General features: G+C 58.9%; 12 protein-coding genes. 5 read left to right on the top strand and 7 right to left on the bottom strand.

What is annotated here, in order from left to right; all coding sequences use genetic code 11:
- The first annotated feature begins 202 nt into the window (after nt 1-202).
- Entirely contained in the window at nt 203-1,867 is a 1,665-nt protein-coding gene (gene ettA, locus LRO94_RS24690) for an energy-dependent translational throttle protein EttA (RefSeq protein WP_032884676.1), read from the top strand.
- Nucleotides 1,868-2,216: 349 nt separating this feature from the next.
- Complete coding sequence (gene gdhA / locus LRO94_RS24685; RefSeq protein ID WP_032884677.1) at nt 2,217-3,554, top strand: NADP-specific glutamate dehydrogenase; 1,338 nt, start codon at nt 2,217-2,219, stop codon at nt 3,552-3,554.
- Here gdhA and LRO94_RS24680 read toward each other — a convergent pair.
- The 5 genes from LRO94_RS24680 to LRO94_RS24660 form a co-directional block, all read right to left on the bottom strand.
- A complete protein-coding gene (locus LRO94_RS24680; RefSeq protein WP_032884678.1) occupies nt 3,551-4,048 on the bottom strand; it encodes a GreA/GreB family elongation factor in 498 nt (165 codons plus the stop codon). The genes gdhA and LRO94_RS24680 overlap by 4 nt on opposite strands.
- Before the next feature lie 70 nt (nt 4,049-4,118).
- Complete coding sequence (locus LRO94_RS24675) at nt 4,119-4,475, bottom strand: hypothetical protein (protein WP_032884679.1); 357 nt, start codon at nt 4,473-4,475, stop codon at nt 4,119-4,121.
- A gap of 159 nt (nt 4,476-4,634) precedes the next feature.
- On the bottom strand, nt 4,635-4,940 hold the full coding sequence (locus LRO94_RS24670) for a chorismate mutase (RefSeq protein WP_032884681.1): 306 nt from the start codon (nt 4,938-4,940) through the stop codon (nt 4,635-4,637).
- A 153-nt stretch (nt 4,941-5,093) separates the two neighbouring features.
- Entirely contained in the window at nt 5,094-6,947 is a 1,854-nt protein-coding gene (locus LRO94_RS24665) for an Lnb N-terminal periplasmic domain-containing protein (RefSeq protein WP_179179853.1), read from the bottom strand.
- Nucleotides 6,948-7,039: 92 nt separating this feature from the next.
- Nucleotides 7,040-7,528, bottom strand: coding sequence for a DUF3015 domain-containing protein (locus LRO94_RS24660; RefSeq protein ID WP_027605327.1), 489 nt, complete (start codon nt 7,526-7,528; stop codon nt 7,040-7,042).
- A 267-nt stretch (nt 7,529-7,795) separates the two neighbouring features.
- Here LRO94_RS24660 and LRO94_RS24655 point away from each other — a divergent pair, with 267 nt between their 5' ends.
- Together LRO94_RS24655 and LRO94_RS24650 are read left to right on the top strand one after the other, a co-directional pair.
- Nucleotides 7,796-10,234, top strand: a complete 2,439-nt coding sequence (locus tag LRO94_RS24655; protein ID WP_032884683.1) for a Lon protease family protein — start codon at nt 7,796-7,798, stop codon at nt 10,232-10,234.
- A 298-nt stretch (nt 10,235-10,532) separates the two neighbouring features.
- The gene (locus tag LRO94_RS24650; protein ID WP_032884774.1) at nt 10,533-10,850 is read left to right on the top strand and encodes a PA4575 family protein; all 318 of its coding nucleotides are present in this window, start codon (nt 10,533-10,535) and stop codon (nt 10,848-10,850) included.
- A 6-nt stretch (nt 10,851-10,856) separates the two neighbouring features.
- Here the strand turns inward: LRO94_RS24650 and LRO94_RS24645 are convergent, their stop codons facing one another.
- Nucleotides 10,857-12,680, bottom strand: coding sequence for a hypothetical protein (locus LRO94_RS24645; protein WP_081797591.1), 1,824 nt, complete (start codon nt 12,678-12,680; stop codon nt 10,857-10,859).
- 165 nt (nt 12,681-12,845) lie between these two features.
- On the opposite strand from LRO94_RS24645, the gene LRO94_RS24640 reads away from it, so the two are divergent.
- Nucleotides 12,846-13,334, top strand: a complete 489-nt coding sequence (locus LRO94_RS24640; RefSeq protein WP_005791582.1) for a TIGR00645 family protein — start codon at nt 12,846-12,848, stop codon at nt 13,332-13,334.
- 19 nt (nt 13,335-13,353) lie between these two features.
- Here the strand turns inward: LRO94_RS24640 and LRO94_RS24635 are convergent, their stop codons facing one another.
- Nucleotides 13,354-14,787, bottom strand: coding sequence for an ArnT family glycosyltransferase (locus tag LRO94_RS24635; RefSeq protein WP_032884684.1), 1,434 nt, complete (start codon nt 14,785-14,787; stop codon nt 13,354-13,356).
- Nucleotides 14,788-14,847 lie beyond the last annotated feature (60 nt).

Raw genomic sequence — 14,847 nt, 5'->3', positions numbered from 1 at the left:
TTGTGGCAAAGTGCCAGCCCTGCTTGGCTGGACTGACCAAGCGCATTGAGGTAGCTTTGCCGGTTACGCGGGGGCGTTCCAGCCCCAGATACTCAGGCTTTTTTCGCTCGCTGGCATTGATGATAGTCAACGGCCCGCGCGGCGCATGGCTTGGCACGGGCTTCGCCCGCTTAATTCATCAGTCACTGACGCTAGGTTCACCATGGCTCAATACGTCTTCACCATGCATCGGCTGGGAAAAGTTGTTCCGCCGAAGCGGGAAATCCTGAAAAATATTTCGCTGTCCTTCTTCCCCGGCGCCAAAATCGGCGTGCTCGGCCTCAACGGTTCGGGTAAGTCCACGCTGCTGAAAATCATGGCCGGCGTCGACACCGAGTTCGAAGGCGAAGCCCGCCCGATGCCGGAACTGAACATCGGCTACCTGCCGCAGGAACCAATCCTGGACCCAACCAAGACCGTGCGTGAAGTGGTTGAGGAAGCGGTCAGCGTGATCAAAAACGCCCAGGCGCGCCTGGACGAAGTCTACGCCGCCTACGCCGAGCCGGATGCCGACTTCGACAAGTTGGCCGCCGAACAGGCCAAGCTCGAAGCCATTCTGCAGGCCAGTGACGGTCATAACCTGGAACGCCAACTGGAAGTCGCCGCCGATGCGCTGCGCTTGCCGGCTTGGGACGCCAAGGTCGAATTCCTGTCCGGTGGTGAAAAGCGTCGTGTGGCCCTATGCCGCCTGCTGCTGTCGGCCCCCGACATGCTGCTGCTCGACGAACCAACCAACCATTTGGACGCCGACTCCGTCGCCTGGCTGGAACATTTCCTTCACGATTTCCCGGGCACCGTGGTTGCGATCACGCACGACCGGTACTTCCTTGACAACGTGGCCGGCTGGATCCTCGAGCTCGACCGTGGCGCCGGTATCCCGTACGAGGGCAACTACTCCGGTTGGCTGGAAGCCAAGTCCGATCGTCTGGCCGCCGAATCCAAGCAGCAATCGGCCCATGAAAAAGCCATGAAGGAAGAACTGGAGTGGGTGCGCAAAGGCGCCAAGGCCCGCCAGTCCAAATCCAAGGCACGTCTGCAACGCTTCGAAGAAATGCAGTCCCAGGAATTCCAAAAGCGCAGCGAAACCAACGAGATCTATATCCCGGCCGGTCCGCGCCTGGGTGACAAGGTCATCGAATTCAAGAACGTTTCCAAAGGCTATGGCGACCGCGTGTTGATCGACAACCTGTCGTTCTCCATGCCAAAAGGCGCGATCGTCGGCGTTATTGGTGGTAACGGTGCGGGTAAATCCACGCTGTTCCGCATGCTGATGGGCAAGGAAACGCCGGATTCGGGCAGCATCGAGATCGGCGAAACCGTGCAACTGGCTTGTGTGGACCAGAGCCGTGATGACCTCGACGGCAGCAAGACCGTGTTCCAGCAAATCTCCGACGGCTCTGACCAGATCCGCATCGGCAACTATGAAATTCCGTCGCGCACCTATGTTGGCCGCTTCAACTTCAAGGGCGGCGATCAGCAGAAGTTCGTCAAGGACCTGTCCGGCGGTGAGCGCGGTCGCTTGCACCTAGCCCTGACCTTGAAAGAGGGCGGCAACGTGCTGCTGCTCGACGAACCGTCCAACGACCTCGACGTTGAAACCCTGCGTTCCCTGGAAGAAGCCCTGCTGGACTTCCCTGGCGCCGCCATTGTGATCTCTCACGATCGGTGGTTCCTTGACCGCGTCGCGACCCACATCCTGGCGTACGAAGACGACTCACAAGCGGTGTTCTTCGAAGGTAACTACACTGAGTACGAAGCGGACCGTAAAAAGCGTTTGGGCGAAGCTGCTGCCCAGCCGCACCGTGTACGGCACAAAAAACTGGCCTGATCCGGCTGGTTGAAAAAAGCGGGGCCTTCGGGCTCCGCTTTTTTTTGCGCTGGGGTTTTGCAGTGTTTTTGATGGCCCTATCGGGAGCAAGCTCCCTCCCACATTTGATTTGTGAACACATCCAAAATGTGTGAGGGGGCTTGCCCCCGATAGCTATTTCCCTGCTGGTGCGTAACCTGCCTTGGCAATCCTCTTTTAAGTGCAAAAAATCCCTGTTTCCTGTGTTTATTTATATCCAATGCACCATTTAAATTCACAAAAGCGACATTTTGCCCTGTCGCGGTGCGACATGAATTGATAAAGTCCGGCTCAATCTCCCTTAAAAGCAATCAATTTGCCGAGACTTTTCATGATCGAATCCGTCGAATCCTTCCTTGCCCGCCTCAAAAAACGCGACCCAGACCAGCCAGAATTCCATCAGGCTGTAGAAGAAGTCCTACGCAGTCTGTGGCCGTTTCTTGAAGCCAATCCCCATTACCTGACCTCGGGTATTTTGGAGCGCATCTGCGAGCCGGAACGAGCGATAACGTTCCGGGTTTCGTGGGTCGATGATCACGGCAAGGTCCAGGTCAATCGCGGTTTCCGTATCCAGATGAACAGCGCCATCGGCCCCTACAAAGGTGGCCTGCGTTTCCACCCGTCGGTGAACCTGGGCGTGCTGAAATTCCTCGCCTTCGAACAGACCTTCAAGAATTCCCTGACTTCGTTGCCAATGGGCGGCGGCAAAGGCGGCTCGGACTTTGATCCAAAAGGTAAGAGCGACGCCGAAGTCATGCGTTTTTGCCAGGCATTTATGAGCGAGTTGTACCGCCATATCGGTGCGGATGTGGATGTGCCGGCTGGCGATATCGGCGTGGGTGCACGTGAGATCGGCTTCCTGTTTGGCCAGTACAAGCGCCTGAGCAACCAGTTCACCTCCGTGTTGACCGGCAAAGGCATGACCTACGGCGGCAGTCTGATCCGTCCGGAAGCGACCGGATTTGGTTGCGTGTACTTCGCCGAAGAGATGCTCAAGCGCGACGGTAAACGGGTCGAGGGCAAGCGTGTGGCGGTCTCCGGCTCAGGCAACGTCGCCCAATACGCGGCGCGCAAGGTTATGGACCTGGGCGGCAAGGTGATTTCCTTGTCTGACTCCGAAGGCACCCTGTACGCCGAAAGTGGTTTGACCGAGGAACAATGGTCGGCGCTGCTGGAGCTTAAAAACGTTCAGCGTGGGCGCATCAGCGAACTGGCCGAGCGTTTCGGCCTGGAGTTCCGCAAGGGGCAAACGCCGTGGGACCTGGCCTGCGATATCGCCCTGCCATGCGCCACCCAGAATGAACTCGGCGCCGACGCCGCCCGCACCTTGCTGCGCAACGGCTGTATCTGTGTGGCCGAAGGCGCCAACATGCCTACAACGCTTGAGGCTGTGGATATCTTTATCGAGGCGGGCATTCTGTTCGCACCGGGCAAGGCATCCAATGCCGGCGGCGTTGCGGTGAGTGGCCTGGAAATGTCGCAGAACGCCATGCGCTTGCTGTGGACCGCTGGTGAAGTGGACAGCAAGCTGCACAACATCATGCAGTCGATCCACCACGCTTGCGTGCACTACGGCGAAGAAAACGGCCGCATCAACTACGTGAAGGGCGCGAACATCGCAGGCTTCGTGAAAGTCGCCGACGCGATGCTGGCCCAAGGCATCGTCTAGGTCTCGGCTTCGATACGCAGCACCTCGATCAGCTGATCGCCAACGGGGCGCTTCCACAGCACCTCATCACCCACCTGGGCGCCCAGCAACGCGCGGCCCAGGGGTGAACCCCAGTTGATCAGGCCTGTGCTGGCGTCGGCCTGGTCTTCACCGACCAACTGGATGCGCTGTTGCTCGTCATGCTCATTGGCGAAGGTCACCCAGCTGCCGATCTGCACCTTGTCGGTGCCGGTGGCCAGCGCCACGACCTGGGCGCTCTGGACGCGTTGGTTGAAGTAGCGTAAATCCCGCTCAAGATCGGCCTGGCGCTGCTTATCGGCCTGCTCACCCTTGGCAGATTCGGCACTGTGCTCAGCCTTCAACTGCGCAACCTTGGCCTGTAACTGCGCCAACCCTTGCGCGGTCAAGTGATTGGGTTGCTCACTGACCTGACGCTCCACTGGCTGATCAGCCTGGGCGGCGGCGTTATCCTCATTTACAAAAGCTCGGCTCATGACGTTCTCCCTCTATGGAGCTTGGGCCATGTTCGCTGCGCTTTAGTTTCGATGGATGTCTGAAAGCGACCTATTGCGAGCGATAGGCCCGAGCGGCATCGCGATCCTTCTCGTGCTGCCAGGCGCGCTCACGGTCGTCCCAGTGATTGTCCTTGTAGTCGCGCAGTTCTTCGTTTTCACGCATGGCCTTGCACTGGCGAAAGCCGTCCTCCCAGCCTTCGGCGTATGTCCGGTCTTTCAGGTAGCGCGGGACATTTTTGCGAAACTCCCCGGAAATCACCCCGGCGGCCTGGCGACCGCTGCTGCAGCCATCGTCAAATCCATCGGCGAAGGCCGGTGGATAACCTCTGGCCAGCAATTCCTGATGAGTCGATTGACAACCCGCCAGCCACACCATCGCACACAGTATTACTGCATACCGCCACATTGCTTGCTCCCTGGCCGTTTAACGGCTGATAGGGGAAGTCTAGATAGGGATTTGTCGGGGAGGTGTGAAAGGGGTGTGAGAAAGGTGTGGAGCACGATGAGATCGGTCGGTGAGTGCCGAACCGGTGATGAGGAAGCTGGGCTCCCTCACCACAAAAGACTATGTGGCCTGGCTGTTCGCCAAAGCCCTGTGTTCCGCCAATTCCTGCTCAATGAATGCCGCAATCATTGCGCGATAGACCTGCTCGGTTACCTCGGGGTTTGCGCCCACGGTCTCCGATAATTCCCGCACCTTGGTGATCACCTGCTCAACCCGCTGTGGGGCCTTGACGCCATCGGTGTCTTTTTTGAAGCGTGCTGCCTGTGATACGTAGCGGCCTCGTTCGGCCAGCAGGGTGACGATTTGCTGGTCGAGGCGGTCGATGTTGTTTCGAACGTCTTCAAGGGTGGTGCAGGTAACGGCCATGTCGAGTCAACTCCTGATTGTGCGGGCAATGCTAACAAAATATGGGAGGTGGCTTGCTCCCGATAGCAGAGTGTCAGTCAGTCAATACTTAACTGAAACACCGCCATCGGGGGCAAGCCCGCTCCCACATTTTTGATTTTCTCCAGGCTTTGGTCAGTAGTGATACCACTTCACTTCAAGCATCACTTCATTCACTGGAGTCGACAGGTGGCTGTACTCGCGCTGTGCGCTCAGGCGCAGGCCCAGGTTACGGGACAGTTCCCACTGTTGGTTGAGGCTGATGCTGCGCCGCACTTCACCATTGGTGAAGAAATCGCCCTTGGCTTCCAGGCTCAAGTTGCCCAGCGGGTTTTTCCACAGCACGCCGGTGTTGAAGCCGGCTGCGGGGGAGATGGCTTCGTTGAAGTCGTTGTTGTGTTCCACGCGCACGGTGCCGAGGGCGAAGCCGAGCATGTCGTCGCGTAGTTGCCAGGTGCCGCCAGCGCCGCCGTTGACGTGGGCGACCAGGGTTTCGTCGTCGTGTTTGCCCGGCACGCGTTCCAGGCCGCCCGTGACTTGCCAGGACCAGGGTTGCAGCAGGGCGTTGCGTGGGGTCAGGGAGCGGATGGTAGCCAGGTCCAGTTGCTGCAATTGCCAGTGGTTACCTTCGTACTGGCGCAGTTTCATTTGCAGGATTTCAATCTGGGCGCCGAGGGGGAAGCCTTCGGCGTTGTCGTTGAGGTCGTGGTAGGCCATGCGCAGGCCGTATTCACCGAAGGCTTTGTCGCCCCGGGTGCCGATGCCAGCTTGCCAGGTACGCGACTCATGGCCGTTTTCCGGCAGGCCGGGAGGCGTGATCTTTAGATCGGGCGCGGGGTTCTGGTTGATCGCGCGCAGCAGTTCGAAGCTGCGTTGGGAGCGTGCGGTGTCCCGTTCAAGGCCATTGGCACGGTAGCGGCCCAGGCGATAGGCGGCGTCGATGATCAGGGCCTGACGTTCGCGGGGTAAGGCTTTAAAAGCAGGCTCTTGTAGTTGCTGCTGGTCATCGCTGACCTTGAGCACCCATTGCTGCTCGTCGCTGTCCAGCGGCTTTGCGCGCTCCAGCAACTCTCGCTCGCGGGACGGTCGGTAGTCGATCTTCTCGACCAGGCCCGCGTCCTTCACCGCCTTGACGGTGTCGGTGGGAATGGCGGTCAGCGGGAATTGCTCGGTCAGGCGCAGGCCGGGGCGGGCCACTTGCAGCAGTTCCAGCAGGCGATAGGAGCAGTTTTCGTCGAAGAAGAAATAGTCGAACTGGATCTGCTTGAGCTCCCACACGTGCTCGACCATGCGCTCGGTCTCGACCTGGGTGAGGTTAAGGCGATATTCCCACAGGTCGCGGTTTTCGAGGCTGCGGTACTCGGAGAGTTTTTCTTGGTAAGGCACCAGCGCGAACAGACCGGGGTAGCCGCCCATCAGGCCTTTCCAGGCGTAGAGAATGCTGTTGTCCGAGCCTTCTATATAGGCGCCGAAGTTGATCGCGTAGCTGAGCAGCGCGGTCTTGTTGCTCTGCACGTCGGCCTGGTCGATACGCAGCAGGGTGTGGCCGAACATCGAGGACGGGCTGTTGAGGTAGGCCGCCGGGAAGATCATCACCGCGCTATGGGGCGAGACGTCCTTGAACCATTGCTTGAATTCGGTGCAGTCCACGGCGGGCAGGTCAGTCAGGTGCAACTGATCCTTTAACCAGCGGGTACGTGCGGGGTAGACGCATTGGGCGTGCTTTTCACCCAGGCTGGCCGGAGCATAGAGTGCTTCAACGGTGGCCTTGAGTTCGGCATCCGGGTGATGGGCACCGTCGGGGGCGAGGAAAAATTTCTGCTCGCTGACATAACTGCGCCAGCCACTGATTTTGCCGGCTTCGTAATGGCCCAGCGAAAGCCAGAACGGCTCGTTGGCCAATTGCTGCAAACGTTGATCATCAAGGTGCGGTGCCGCGTACAGCGGGGCGCAGGCGAGGAGTGCCATCCAGGCAAAGCGTTTGAGCATAGGGGCAACTTAAGTCGGAAATTAGAGAGACCCAAAGGGGAAGCGGGTCCAAAAATAAAACCCGCGCCTGGGGAGGCGCGGGCAGGTCGAGCTTAAGCCTGGGTAGCGTATTTCGCCAGACGGGCATCGCCTTTCAGTACAGCCAGAGTGTTGTTGTGTACGTCTTCAGCGGTCACATCGGCCTTGCTGAAGATTTGCTGGAAGTGTTCGTGAGCCACTGCAGCGAAGTGTTCGCGATCTTCCGGAGCAACGCCCAGTACCACCGCGTAAGTGGTCAGTGCTTCGCCATTACCCTTGGCCATGTCTTCGGACAGCTCGTTCATCATGCCATTCATGGCAATCCAGGACTTGCCGCCGTAGGTCAGCGCGCTGTTGGTGCTGCAACCGTTGGTGCCCGAGGTCATGCCGAAGGTGGCGTTACCCGAAGTACCGTTGGTGGTGGAAGCCAGGAAGTGAGCCGGAGTGCCGCGCTGGCCTTCGAACAACATGTTGCCCCAACCGCAGTTCGGGCCACCTGGTGCTTCAGCCATTGCATTGAGGGAGACGACGGTGAAGAGAGTACCGAGAAGGATCCGTTTCATAGCTTTGTTCTCTTTGTGTGCAAACCAATGGACAAGGGTTCAGGCACTTCATAGCGCCCTAGGGATCGGTTATTAGTCCAACCCGCGCAGTTTGGAGTTTAGGCACGTTCCAAGGGTTCCGTGTGTTTTTATAAAACAATCAGAGATGTCGCGATTTTTTTGTAGGACTCATTCGGTGTCTACGCTTTCACAAAGGCTCGCCTTGCCAGAGCGCGCAACGGGGAGCCAGAATGCCGTCATCTGCCCCGCCTGATGTAAGGAAGCCCGATGCCTGATCCTGTTGCTGCCAGCCTGCGTCTAGCGCCCGAAGCGCTGACTCGTCCTTTTTCCGCTGAACAGTTCAGCTTCTCGACCACCAATGATTTGGAGCCCTTTCGCGGTGTGCTTGGCCAGGAACGCGCAGTTGAAGCGTTGCAGTTCGGTGTGGCCATGCCACGCCCCGGTTACAACGTGTTTGTCATGGGCGAGCCGGGCACCGGTCGCTTCTCGTTCGTCAAACGCTACCTGAAGGCCGAAGGCAAGCGCCTGCAGACCCCGGCGGACTGGGTCTATGTGAATAATTTCGATGAACCCCGCGAACCACGCGCCCTGGAATTGCCAGGCGGTGCTGCGGCGGCGTTCATTGCCGATATCAACGGCTTGGTCGACAACCTGGTGGCCACCTTCCCGGCGGTCTTTGAGCACCCGACTTATCAACAGCGCAAAAGCGCCATCGACCGCGCGTTCAACCAGCGTTACGACAAGGCCCTCGATGTGATCGAACGCCTGGCTTTGGAAAAGGACGTGGCGCTGTACCGCGACAGTTCCAACATCGCGTTCACGCCGATGCTCGACGGTAAGGCGCTGGACGAAGCCGAGTTTTCGCAACTGCCGGAAGTAGATCGCGAGCGTTTCCACACAGATATTTCCGAGCTGGAAGAGCGCCTCAACGAGGAGTTGGCCAGCCTGCCGCAGTGGAAGCGTGAGTCCAACAACCAACTGCGCCAGTTCAACGAAGAAACCATCACCTTGGCCCTGCAACCTTTGCTTGCGCCACTGTCGGAAAAATACGCCGAGAACGCAGCTGTCTGCGGTTACTTGCAGGCGATGCAGGTGTACCTGCTGAAAACTGTGGTCGAGCAATTGGTCGACGACGCCAAGACCGACGCCCAGGCCCGCAAGCTGCTCGAAGAGCAATACTGCCCGAGCCTGGTGGTTGGGCACCCGGTCAACGGCGGCGCCCCAGTGGTGTTTGAACCGCACCCGACGTACGACAACCTGTTTGGCCGTATCGAATACAGCACCGACCAGGGCGCGCTCTACACCACCTATCGCCAACTGCGACCGGGTGCCTTGCACCGTGCCAATGGCGGGTTCCTGATCCTCGAAGCCGAAAAAATGCTCAGCGAGCCGTTCGTGTGGGACGCCCTCAAGCGCTCCCTGCAATCGCGCAAGTTGAAGATGGAATCGCCTCTGGGCGAGCTGGGCCGTCTGGCTACCGTGACCCTCAACCCGCAAATGATTCCGTTGCAGGTCAAGGTGATCATTATCGGTTCGCGCCAGCTTTACTACGCGTTGCAGGACGCCGATCCGGACTTCCAGGAGATGTTCCGGGTGCTGGTGGATTTCGACGAAGACATCCCGATGGTCGACGAAAGCCTGGAGCAGTTCGCTCAGTTGCTCAAAACCCGGACCTCGGAAGAGGGCATGGCGCCGTTGACCTCGGACGCGGTGGCGCGGCTGGCGACTTACAGCGCGCGGCTGGCGGAGCATCAGGGCCGTTTGTCGGCGCGTATTGGTGACTTGTTTCAACTGGTGAGCGAGGCGGACTTTATCCGCCACCTGGCCGGCGATGAGATGACCGATGCCGGCCATATCGAGCGCGCCCTCAAAGCCAAGGCCACCCGTACCGGCCGCGTGTCGGCACGGATCCTGGATGACATGCTCGCCGGGGTGATCCTGATCGACACCGCCGGTGCGGCCGTGGGCAAGTGCAACGGGCTGACGGTGCTGGAAGTCGGTGACTCGGCATTCGGCGTACCGGCGCGGATTTCCGCCACGGTGTACCCGGGCGGCAGCGGCATTGTCGACATCGAACGTGAGGTTAACCTCGGTCAGCCGATTCACTCCAAGGGCGTGATGATCCTCACGGGTTACCTGGGCAGCCGTTATGCCCAGGAATTCCCGCTGGCGATCTCGGCGAGCATCGCGCTGGAGCAATCCTACGGTTATGTGGACGGCGACAGTGCGTCCCTGGGCGAGGCGTGCACCTTGATCTCGGCCCTGTCGAAAACCCCGCTCAAGCAATGTTTTGCCATCACCGGTTCGATCAACCAGTTTGGTGAAGTGCAGGCGGTAGGTGGGGTCAACGAGAAGATTGAAGGCTTCTTCCGTCTCTGTGAAGCGCGCGGTTTGACCGGTGAGCAAGGGGCGATCATTCCTCAGGCCAACGTGGCCACGTTGATGCTTGATGAGAAGGTCTTGCAGGCTGTGCGCGCCGGGCAGTTCCATATCTACGCGGTGCGCCAGGCCGATGAGGCGTTGAGCCTGTTGGTGGGTGAAGACGCGGGTGAGCCGGACGCCGAGGGGCAGTTCCCGGAAGGGACCGTCAATGCGCGAGTGGTCGAGCGTTTGCGTGCGATTGCCGAGATGATCAGCGAGGAAGACTTGAAAGAGGCGGAGAAGGAGTTGGCGCAGCAGGCGCTGGCCGAAGCCAAGCCCACCTGAGTTCTGAGGCCAGGCCGGGTCAAACATGTGGGAGGGGGCTTGTTCCCGATTGCGATAGGTCAGTCATGTAGATGTCGACTGACACACTGCATCGGGAGCAAGCCCCCTTCCACATTTGGAACTGGTTGCGTCACTAAATTGACTTCCTTCTGAGGGACTAATGTCCGTTGGTCCCTACGGCCTTGGTTTGTCGGGTTTTTCTTCTATTCTCTGCTTTAGGGATATTCACAGGAGTCGCTGGATAGAAACAGCCTTGCCCCAGGCCGGGCTGAACACCGATCTGCCGAGGGTCGCCGCCATGCCGCGCAACCTTTGTCTTACCCGCCAGTGCTTTGGCCTGGTCACCCGTATCGAATGCTCCATTCGCCCTCTCGCGGGGGATAACGGGATGTGGACCTTGTTATTTGCCGCCGGAATGTCCGGTGAACAGCCGTCCACCATCAAGTCCCAAGGCCCGTTTCATGGGCCTTTTGCGGCGCAAACCATCCTGGAATCGATTGTGGATAGCCTGACCATGCACGGCTATGAAGTGGCGGGCGACCCACAGATCTGGTGCCTGCATATGCAGGCCCATCTGCGGCAGCTCAATGGCAACCATGAGCCGCTTGCGCTGTAGTGGCGGTCACTTGCTGTCGGGCTTGTCCAGCTTGACCTCGAAGCCGTACTGCACGGTGTTCAGGTCGGTGCGCTGGTAGCTTTCCAGTGCGGTCGGTCGGCCGTAGAAATAATGCACGTCAAACATCGCCGTGCCGTATTCCTCGGCGCGGTGGCTCACCCCAAGGATTTCCTTGAGGTACTGGCCACTGGCGTCCTTGGCATAGAAGCGCCAGCTGTCGGCCGGGAATTCTTTCTGATCGACGATCAGCGCATTGTCCTTGAGCGACAAGCCCTTGGGCAGCTTGGCCACGTCTAACTCACCTTTCTCGATAGTCGCCAAAAACAGCGGGATTGAGCCCACCACAAACGCCGGGTTTTCCGGGAACAGGGTGAGGTCGTAGGTGAGAGTTCCACGGGCCGGATTTAGCTCGAACGCTTCGGTCGGCAGCTCGATGGGGTCGCCGCGCTCACCTTTTTCGTCCGCCGTAAAAAAGGTAATCGGCGATTCGCTGCTGTTGCGCTCTGCACCGACCAGGTCGTCATTAAAGGTGAACGGGTGGTCGAACACGATATGCGCGGCACTGGCGTCTTCGACAGACTGGCTGATGCTGACGCTGTTTTTCAGTTGTTCTTCGGTCATTGCCGAGTCTTTGAGCCAGCTGGCAGCGCTGTCGTCGTAGACGGTGACCGGCATCGGCAAGGCTTGTACGGTCTTTTCCAGGCTGTTCTTGTCGAAGCGCAACACCGGCAAGTCGAGGTCCTTGCGGGTAACGGACGCCGTGGAAAAGTCCATCACGTTGACCTGCAGGGTATCGATCAGGCCGTTGAAATACACCTTGGCGTAATGACTACCCTGCTTATGCTCGAAAGCTTTCTGTTCATCCGTCAGTTGTTTTTCGAACCCCTCCGACCAGGCCTTCTGCTTTTGCATCTCGGCCAACTGTTTCTCGTAGAACGCCACTTGCGCGGCACTTTCGTTGATCGAACCTGAGCGTGTGAGGAATTGCCCGGTAGTGTCGCGCGCCTGCACCAGCAGAGGGTTTGGCGACTCGTCGCCGACTTGCGGGGCCAGTGGCTCGCTGTTGGTCAGCTCGATTTCGGCGTAGTTCTTCTCCAGCAGCAGCAAATTGAGGGTGATATTGCCCTCAGTGCGTTTGTGACCCACGTCCTTTTTCGACAGGTCGAACGTCAGCACCTTGCCCGGCGCGATGACTTCGACCGCGCCTTTTAGGGTGACAGGCTGGGGTTGGCTCTTGTTTTCCGTCTCGATGCCGTCGATGAAGGGGTAGGTCACCGTCAGGTCATCGGGGTTGGTCAGGTTGGAGCTGCTGGGGCTTAACTGAATGCCGGGGTCTGTCTCCGACCATTCCGGCTGGAAGGGGATGACTTTGTTGTTGCTCAAGGTGACCGACTGCCATTCCAGGCCATGGGGGAAGGGGAATTGGTCGGGCATGTTGAAACTGAACGGGAAGACCGGCTGCAAATCCGTCAGGTAGTCGGAGTGTGAAGTCTTGCGCAGTACGAACAGGCCATTGATATAGGTATCCACCAGCGCCTGGGGCGTGGGGTAGTGCTTGAGCAGGGCCAGGTTGTCTTCGCCGTACTCGGCCTCGATGGGCTTGGTGGCCAGTTTGACCCGCGCCCGTTCCAGCAATAGCAGCGAACCGCCGAGGTCGGCGACGGCGTCACGCAGTTTGGGGTCTTGGATGCTGTCGAGGGACTGTTCGAATTTGGCGGTTTTCTCTTCGAGGGTCGTCTGCTTCTGCTCGTCGCTGGGGGAGCAGCCGCTGGCCAGCAGCAATGCCGCGCACAGGCCAATGCTGGCCAAAGGGGATCGCACATCCATCATCTGAGTTTTTCCTGTCCGACGTCATCGAGCCGAGTTGAGATGGGCTCGACACTAGCAGAAAAATTCTCTTACAGATGCCGCCTGGGTCAGTTTTCTCGCGCTTACAGGTGTCTTGTAGCGGCTGGTATACTCGCCGCCATTTTTAGCCAAGCTGTGTGAGATCCCATGGAACGCTTTATCGAAAACACTATGTACGCTTCACGCTGGCTGCTGGCGCCGATCTACCTGGGGTTATCCCTGGGTTTATTGATCCTGGCGCTGAAATTCTTCCAGGAAATCATTCACGTGATTCCCAACATTTTCACCATGCTGGAAGCGGAAGTGATCCTGCTGCTGCTGTCGTTGATCGACATGGCGCTGGTGGGTGGCTTGCTGGTGATGGTGATGATTTCCGGCTACGAGAACTTCGTGTCGCAGCTGGATATCGATGAAAACAAGGAAAAGCTCAACTGGCTGGGCACCATGGACTCTTCGTCGCTGAAGATGAAAGTGGCGGCGTCCATCGTGGCGATTTCCTCGATCCACCTGCTGCGCATCTTCATGGACGCCAAGAACGTCGATCCCCAGCACCTGATGTGGTACGTGATCATCCACATGACCTTCGTGGTCTCGGCCTTTGCCATGGGCTACTTGGACAAGCTCACCAAGCACTGATGCCCTGCGTGCGCTGGCCTTACTGCTCGATGAAGTAGTAAGGCTGGCGACCGATCTTCATCTCCTTGATCACGGTGATCTTCCCGCTCAGTTGGCGGGTGTTGTCCAGCAATGCAATGTTGCCGGGCTTGGCCGTGAGAAAACTGTGTAATTCAGCTTCGGTCTGCAGGATCGGCAAGTAGGCCTGCAGATAGAACACGCTCGCCCCGGCGATGCGCTCATTGGGCTGGAACATCACCACATTCTTACCTTCAGTTTGAAACGCCCTGGCCTGACTGATCACGGGTACGAAAGACTCGCGCTTGTCTGCTTTGGGTGCGAACCAGAACGCAGCCGTCAGGTAGCTGACCATTGCCAGGCTGAACACGCCGATGATCACCCCCCGGTGGTAGCGGTACAGCGCCGGCTTGCGCACCTTGAGCCATTCCAACAGCACACCTGCATATTCTGCTGCGAGCACGGCGGCGGCTGGCGTGAGTGCCATCAGGTAAACGGTGCGCTTGCTGGACGCCAGAGTCAGCAGAGTGAATTGCGCCACCAGCCAGACACTGAAAAACAGGCGGTAGCGATCGCGCACCAGGCTTTTTCGAAAGTGCCACAGGCCCAGGTACACGAGGATATTCCAGGGCAGGAACGCTTGCGGCAGCTTCGCGAAGTAGTAGTAAAACGGCTCGTAATGCCCAGCCTCGACGAACGACCCGCTGAACCGCCCGACGCTGTTGGTCCACAGCACTTCGCCCACGGCCTGCATCCCGCCGCGCTGGAACAGGAAGCCCAGCCAGATCATCAACGGCACCAACGCCAGCACGGTGAACACGCCCGGTTTGAGCCACTCGCCGATACGCAGGCGCTTGTCCATCAGGCTGATGCTGGTCAGGTACACAAAGATCACGATGCCCGGCAACGCGAGGCCCAGCACGCCTTTGCTCAGGGTGGCGATCACCATGCCGGCGGTAAACAGCATCCATGCCCACGCACTGGAACCCTCACGTCCGGGTCGCACGGCTTGGTAGAACGCCAGCAGCGCGGTGGTCACGCCCAGGCTGAGCAGTGAGTCTTCACCCACGCCGCGCACATTGCCCCAGTAACTGGCCATGGTCGCCAGGATCAGCGCTGCGCAAAACGCCAGTGCCTTTGGGCGTCCGAACCTGCGCAGCATTCCATAGAGCAGCATCACGCTGAACAGACCGGCAAATGCCGAAGCCAGCCGTACCGCCCCAGGTGTGCCGCCAAACAGGCGAATCGCTCCGGCGTCCAGCCACAGGCTTAGGGGCGGCTTTTCCAGGAAGGGCTCACGAAACAGTTGCGGTACGACCCAGTCATTGTCCAAGTGCATGGCCATGGCAATGCCCGAGACACGGGCCTCGGTGGAGCCTTGCAGTTCATGGTTACCCAGGGCCAAGAAGAACAGCAGACCAGCAAGCAGGAGCAGCAGAGGAGCGGGACGCGTCATGGAGTCTGGCTACCGAGAGAAGGGGGATCGTTTGAGGGAACGGCTCACAATCGATGAGTA

Source organism: Pseudomonas sivasensis (assembly GCF_021391435.1).
Taxonomy (GTDB): domain Bacteria; phylum Pseudomonadota; class Gammaproteobacteria; order Pseudomonadales; family Pseudomonadaceae; genus Aquipseudomonas; species Aquipseudomonas sivasensis.
The sequence above is the reverse complement of the archived record's forward strand: the minus strand, read 5'-3'. Positions and strand labels throughout refer to the sequence as shown.

Coding starts and splice junctions, on each gene's coding strand:
- ettA (WP_032884676.1), top strand. CDS start 203: ATGGCTCAATACGTCTTCACCATGCATCGGCTGGGAAAAGTTGTTCCG.
- gdhA (WP_032884677.1), top strand. CDS start 2,217: ATGATCGAATCCGTCGAATCCTTCCTTGCCCGCCTCAAAAAACGCGAC.
- LRO94_RS24680 (WP_032884678.1), bottom strand. CDS start 4,048: ATGAGCCGAGCTTTTGTAAATGAGGATAACGCCGCCGCCCAGGCTGAT.
- LRO94_RS24675 (WP_032884679.1), bottom strand. CDS start 4,475: ATGTGGCGGTATGCAGTAATACTGTGTGCGATGGTGTGGCTGGCGGGT.
- LRO94_RS24670 (WP_032884681.1), bottom strand. CDS start 4,940: ATGGCCGTTACCTGCACCACCCTTGAAGACGTTCGAAACAACATCGAC.
- LRO94_RS24665 (WP_179179853.1), bottom strand. CDS start 6,947: ATGCTCAAACGCTTTGCCTGGATGGCACTCCTCGCCTGCGCCCCGCTG.
- LRO94_RS24660 (WP_027605327.1), bottom strand. CDS start 7,528: ATGAAACGGATCCTTCTCGGTACTCTCTTCACCGTCGTCTCCCTCAAT.
- LRO94_RS24655 (WP_032884683.1), top strand. CDS start 7,796: ATGCCTGATCCTGTTGCTGCCAGCCTGCGTCTAGCGCCCGAAGCGCTG.
- LRO94_RS24650 (WP_032884774.1), top strand. CDS start 10,533: ATGCCGCGCAACCTTTGTCTTACCCGCCAGTGCTTTGGCCTGGTCACC.
- LRO94_RS24645 (WP_081797591.1), bottom strand. CDS start 12,680: ATGATGGATGTGCGATCCCCTTTGGCCAGCATTGGCCTGTGCGCGGCA.
- LRO94_RS24640 (WP_005791582.1), top strand. CDS start 12,846: ATGGAACGCTTTATCGAAAACACTATGTACGCTTCACGCTGGCTGCTG.
- LRO94_RS24635 (WP_032884684.1), bottom strand. CDS start 14,787: ATGACGCGTCCCGCTCCTCTGCTGCTCCTGCTTGCTGGTCTGCTGTTC.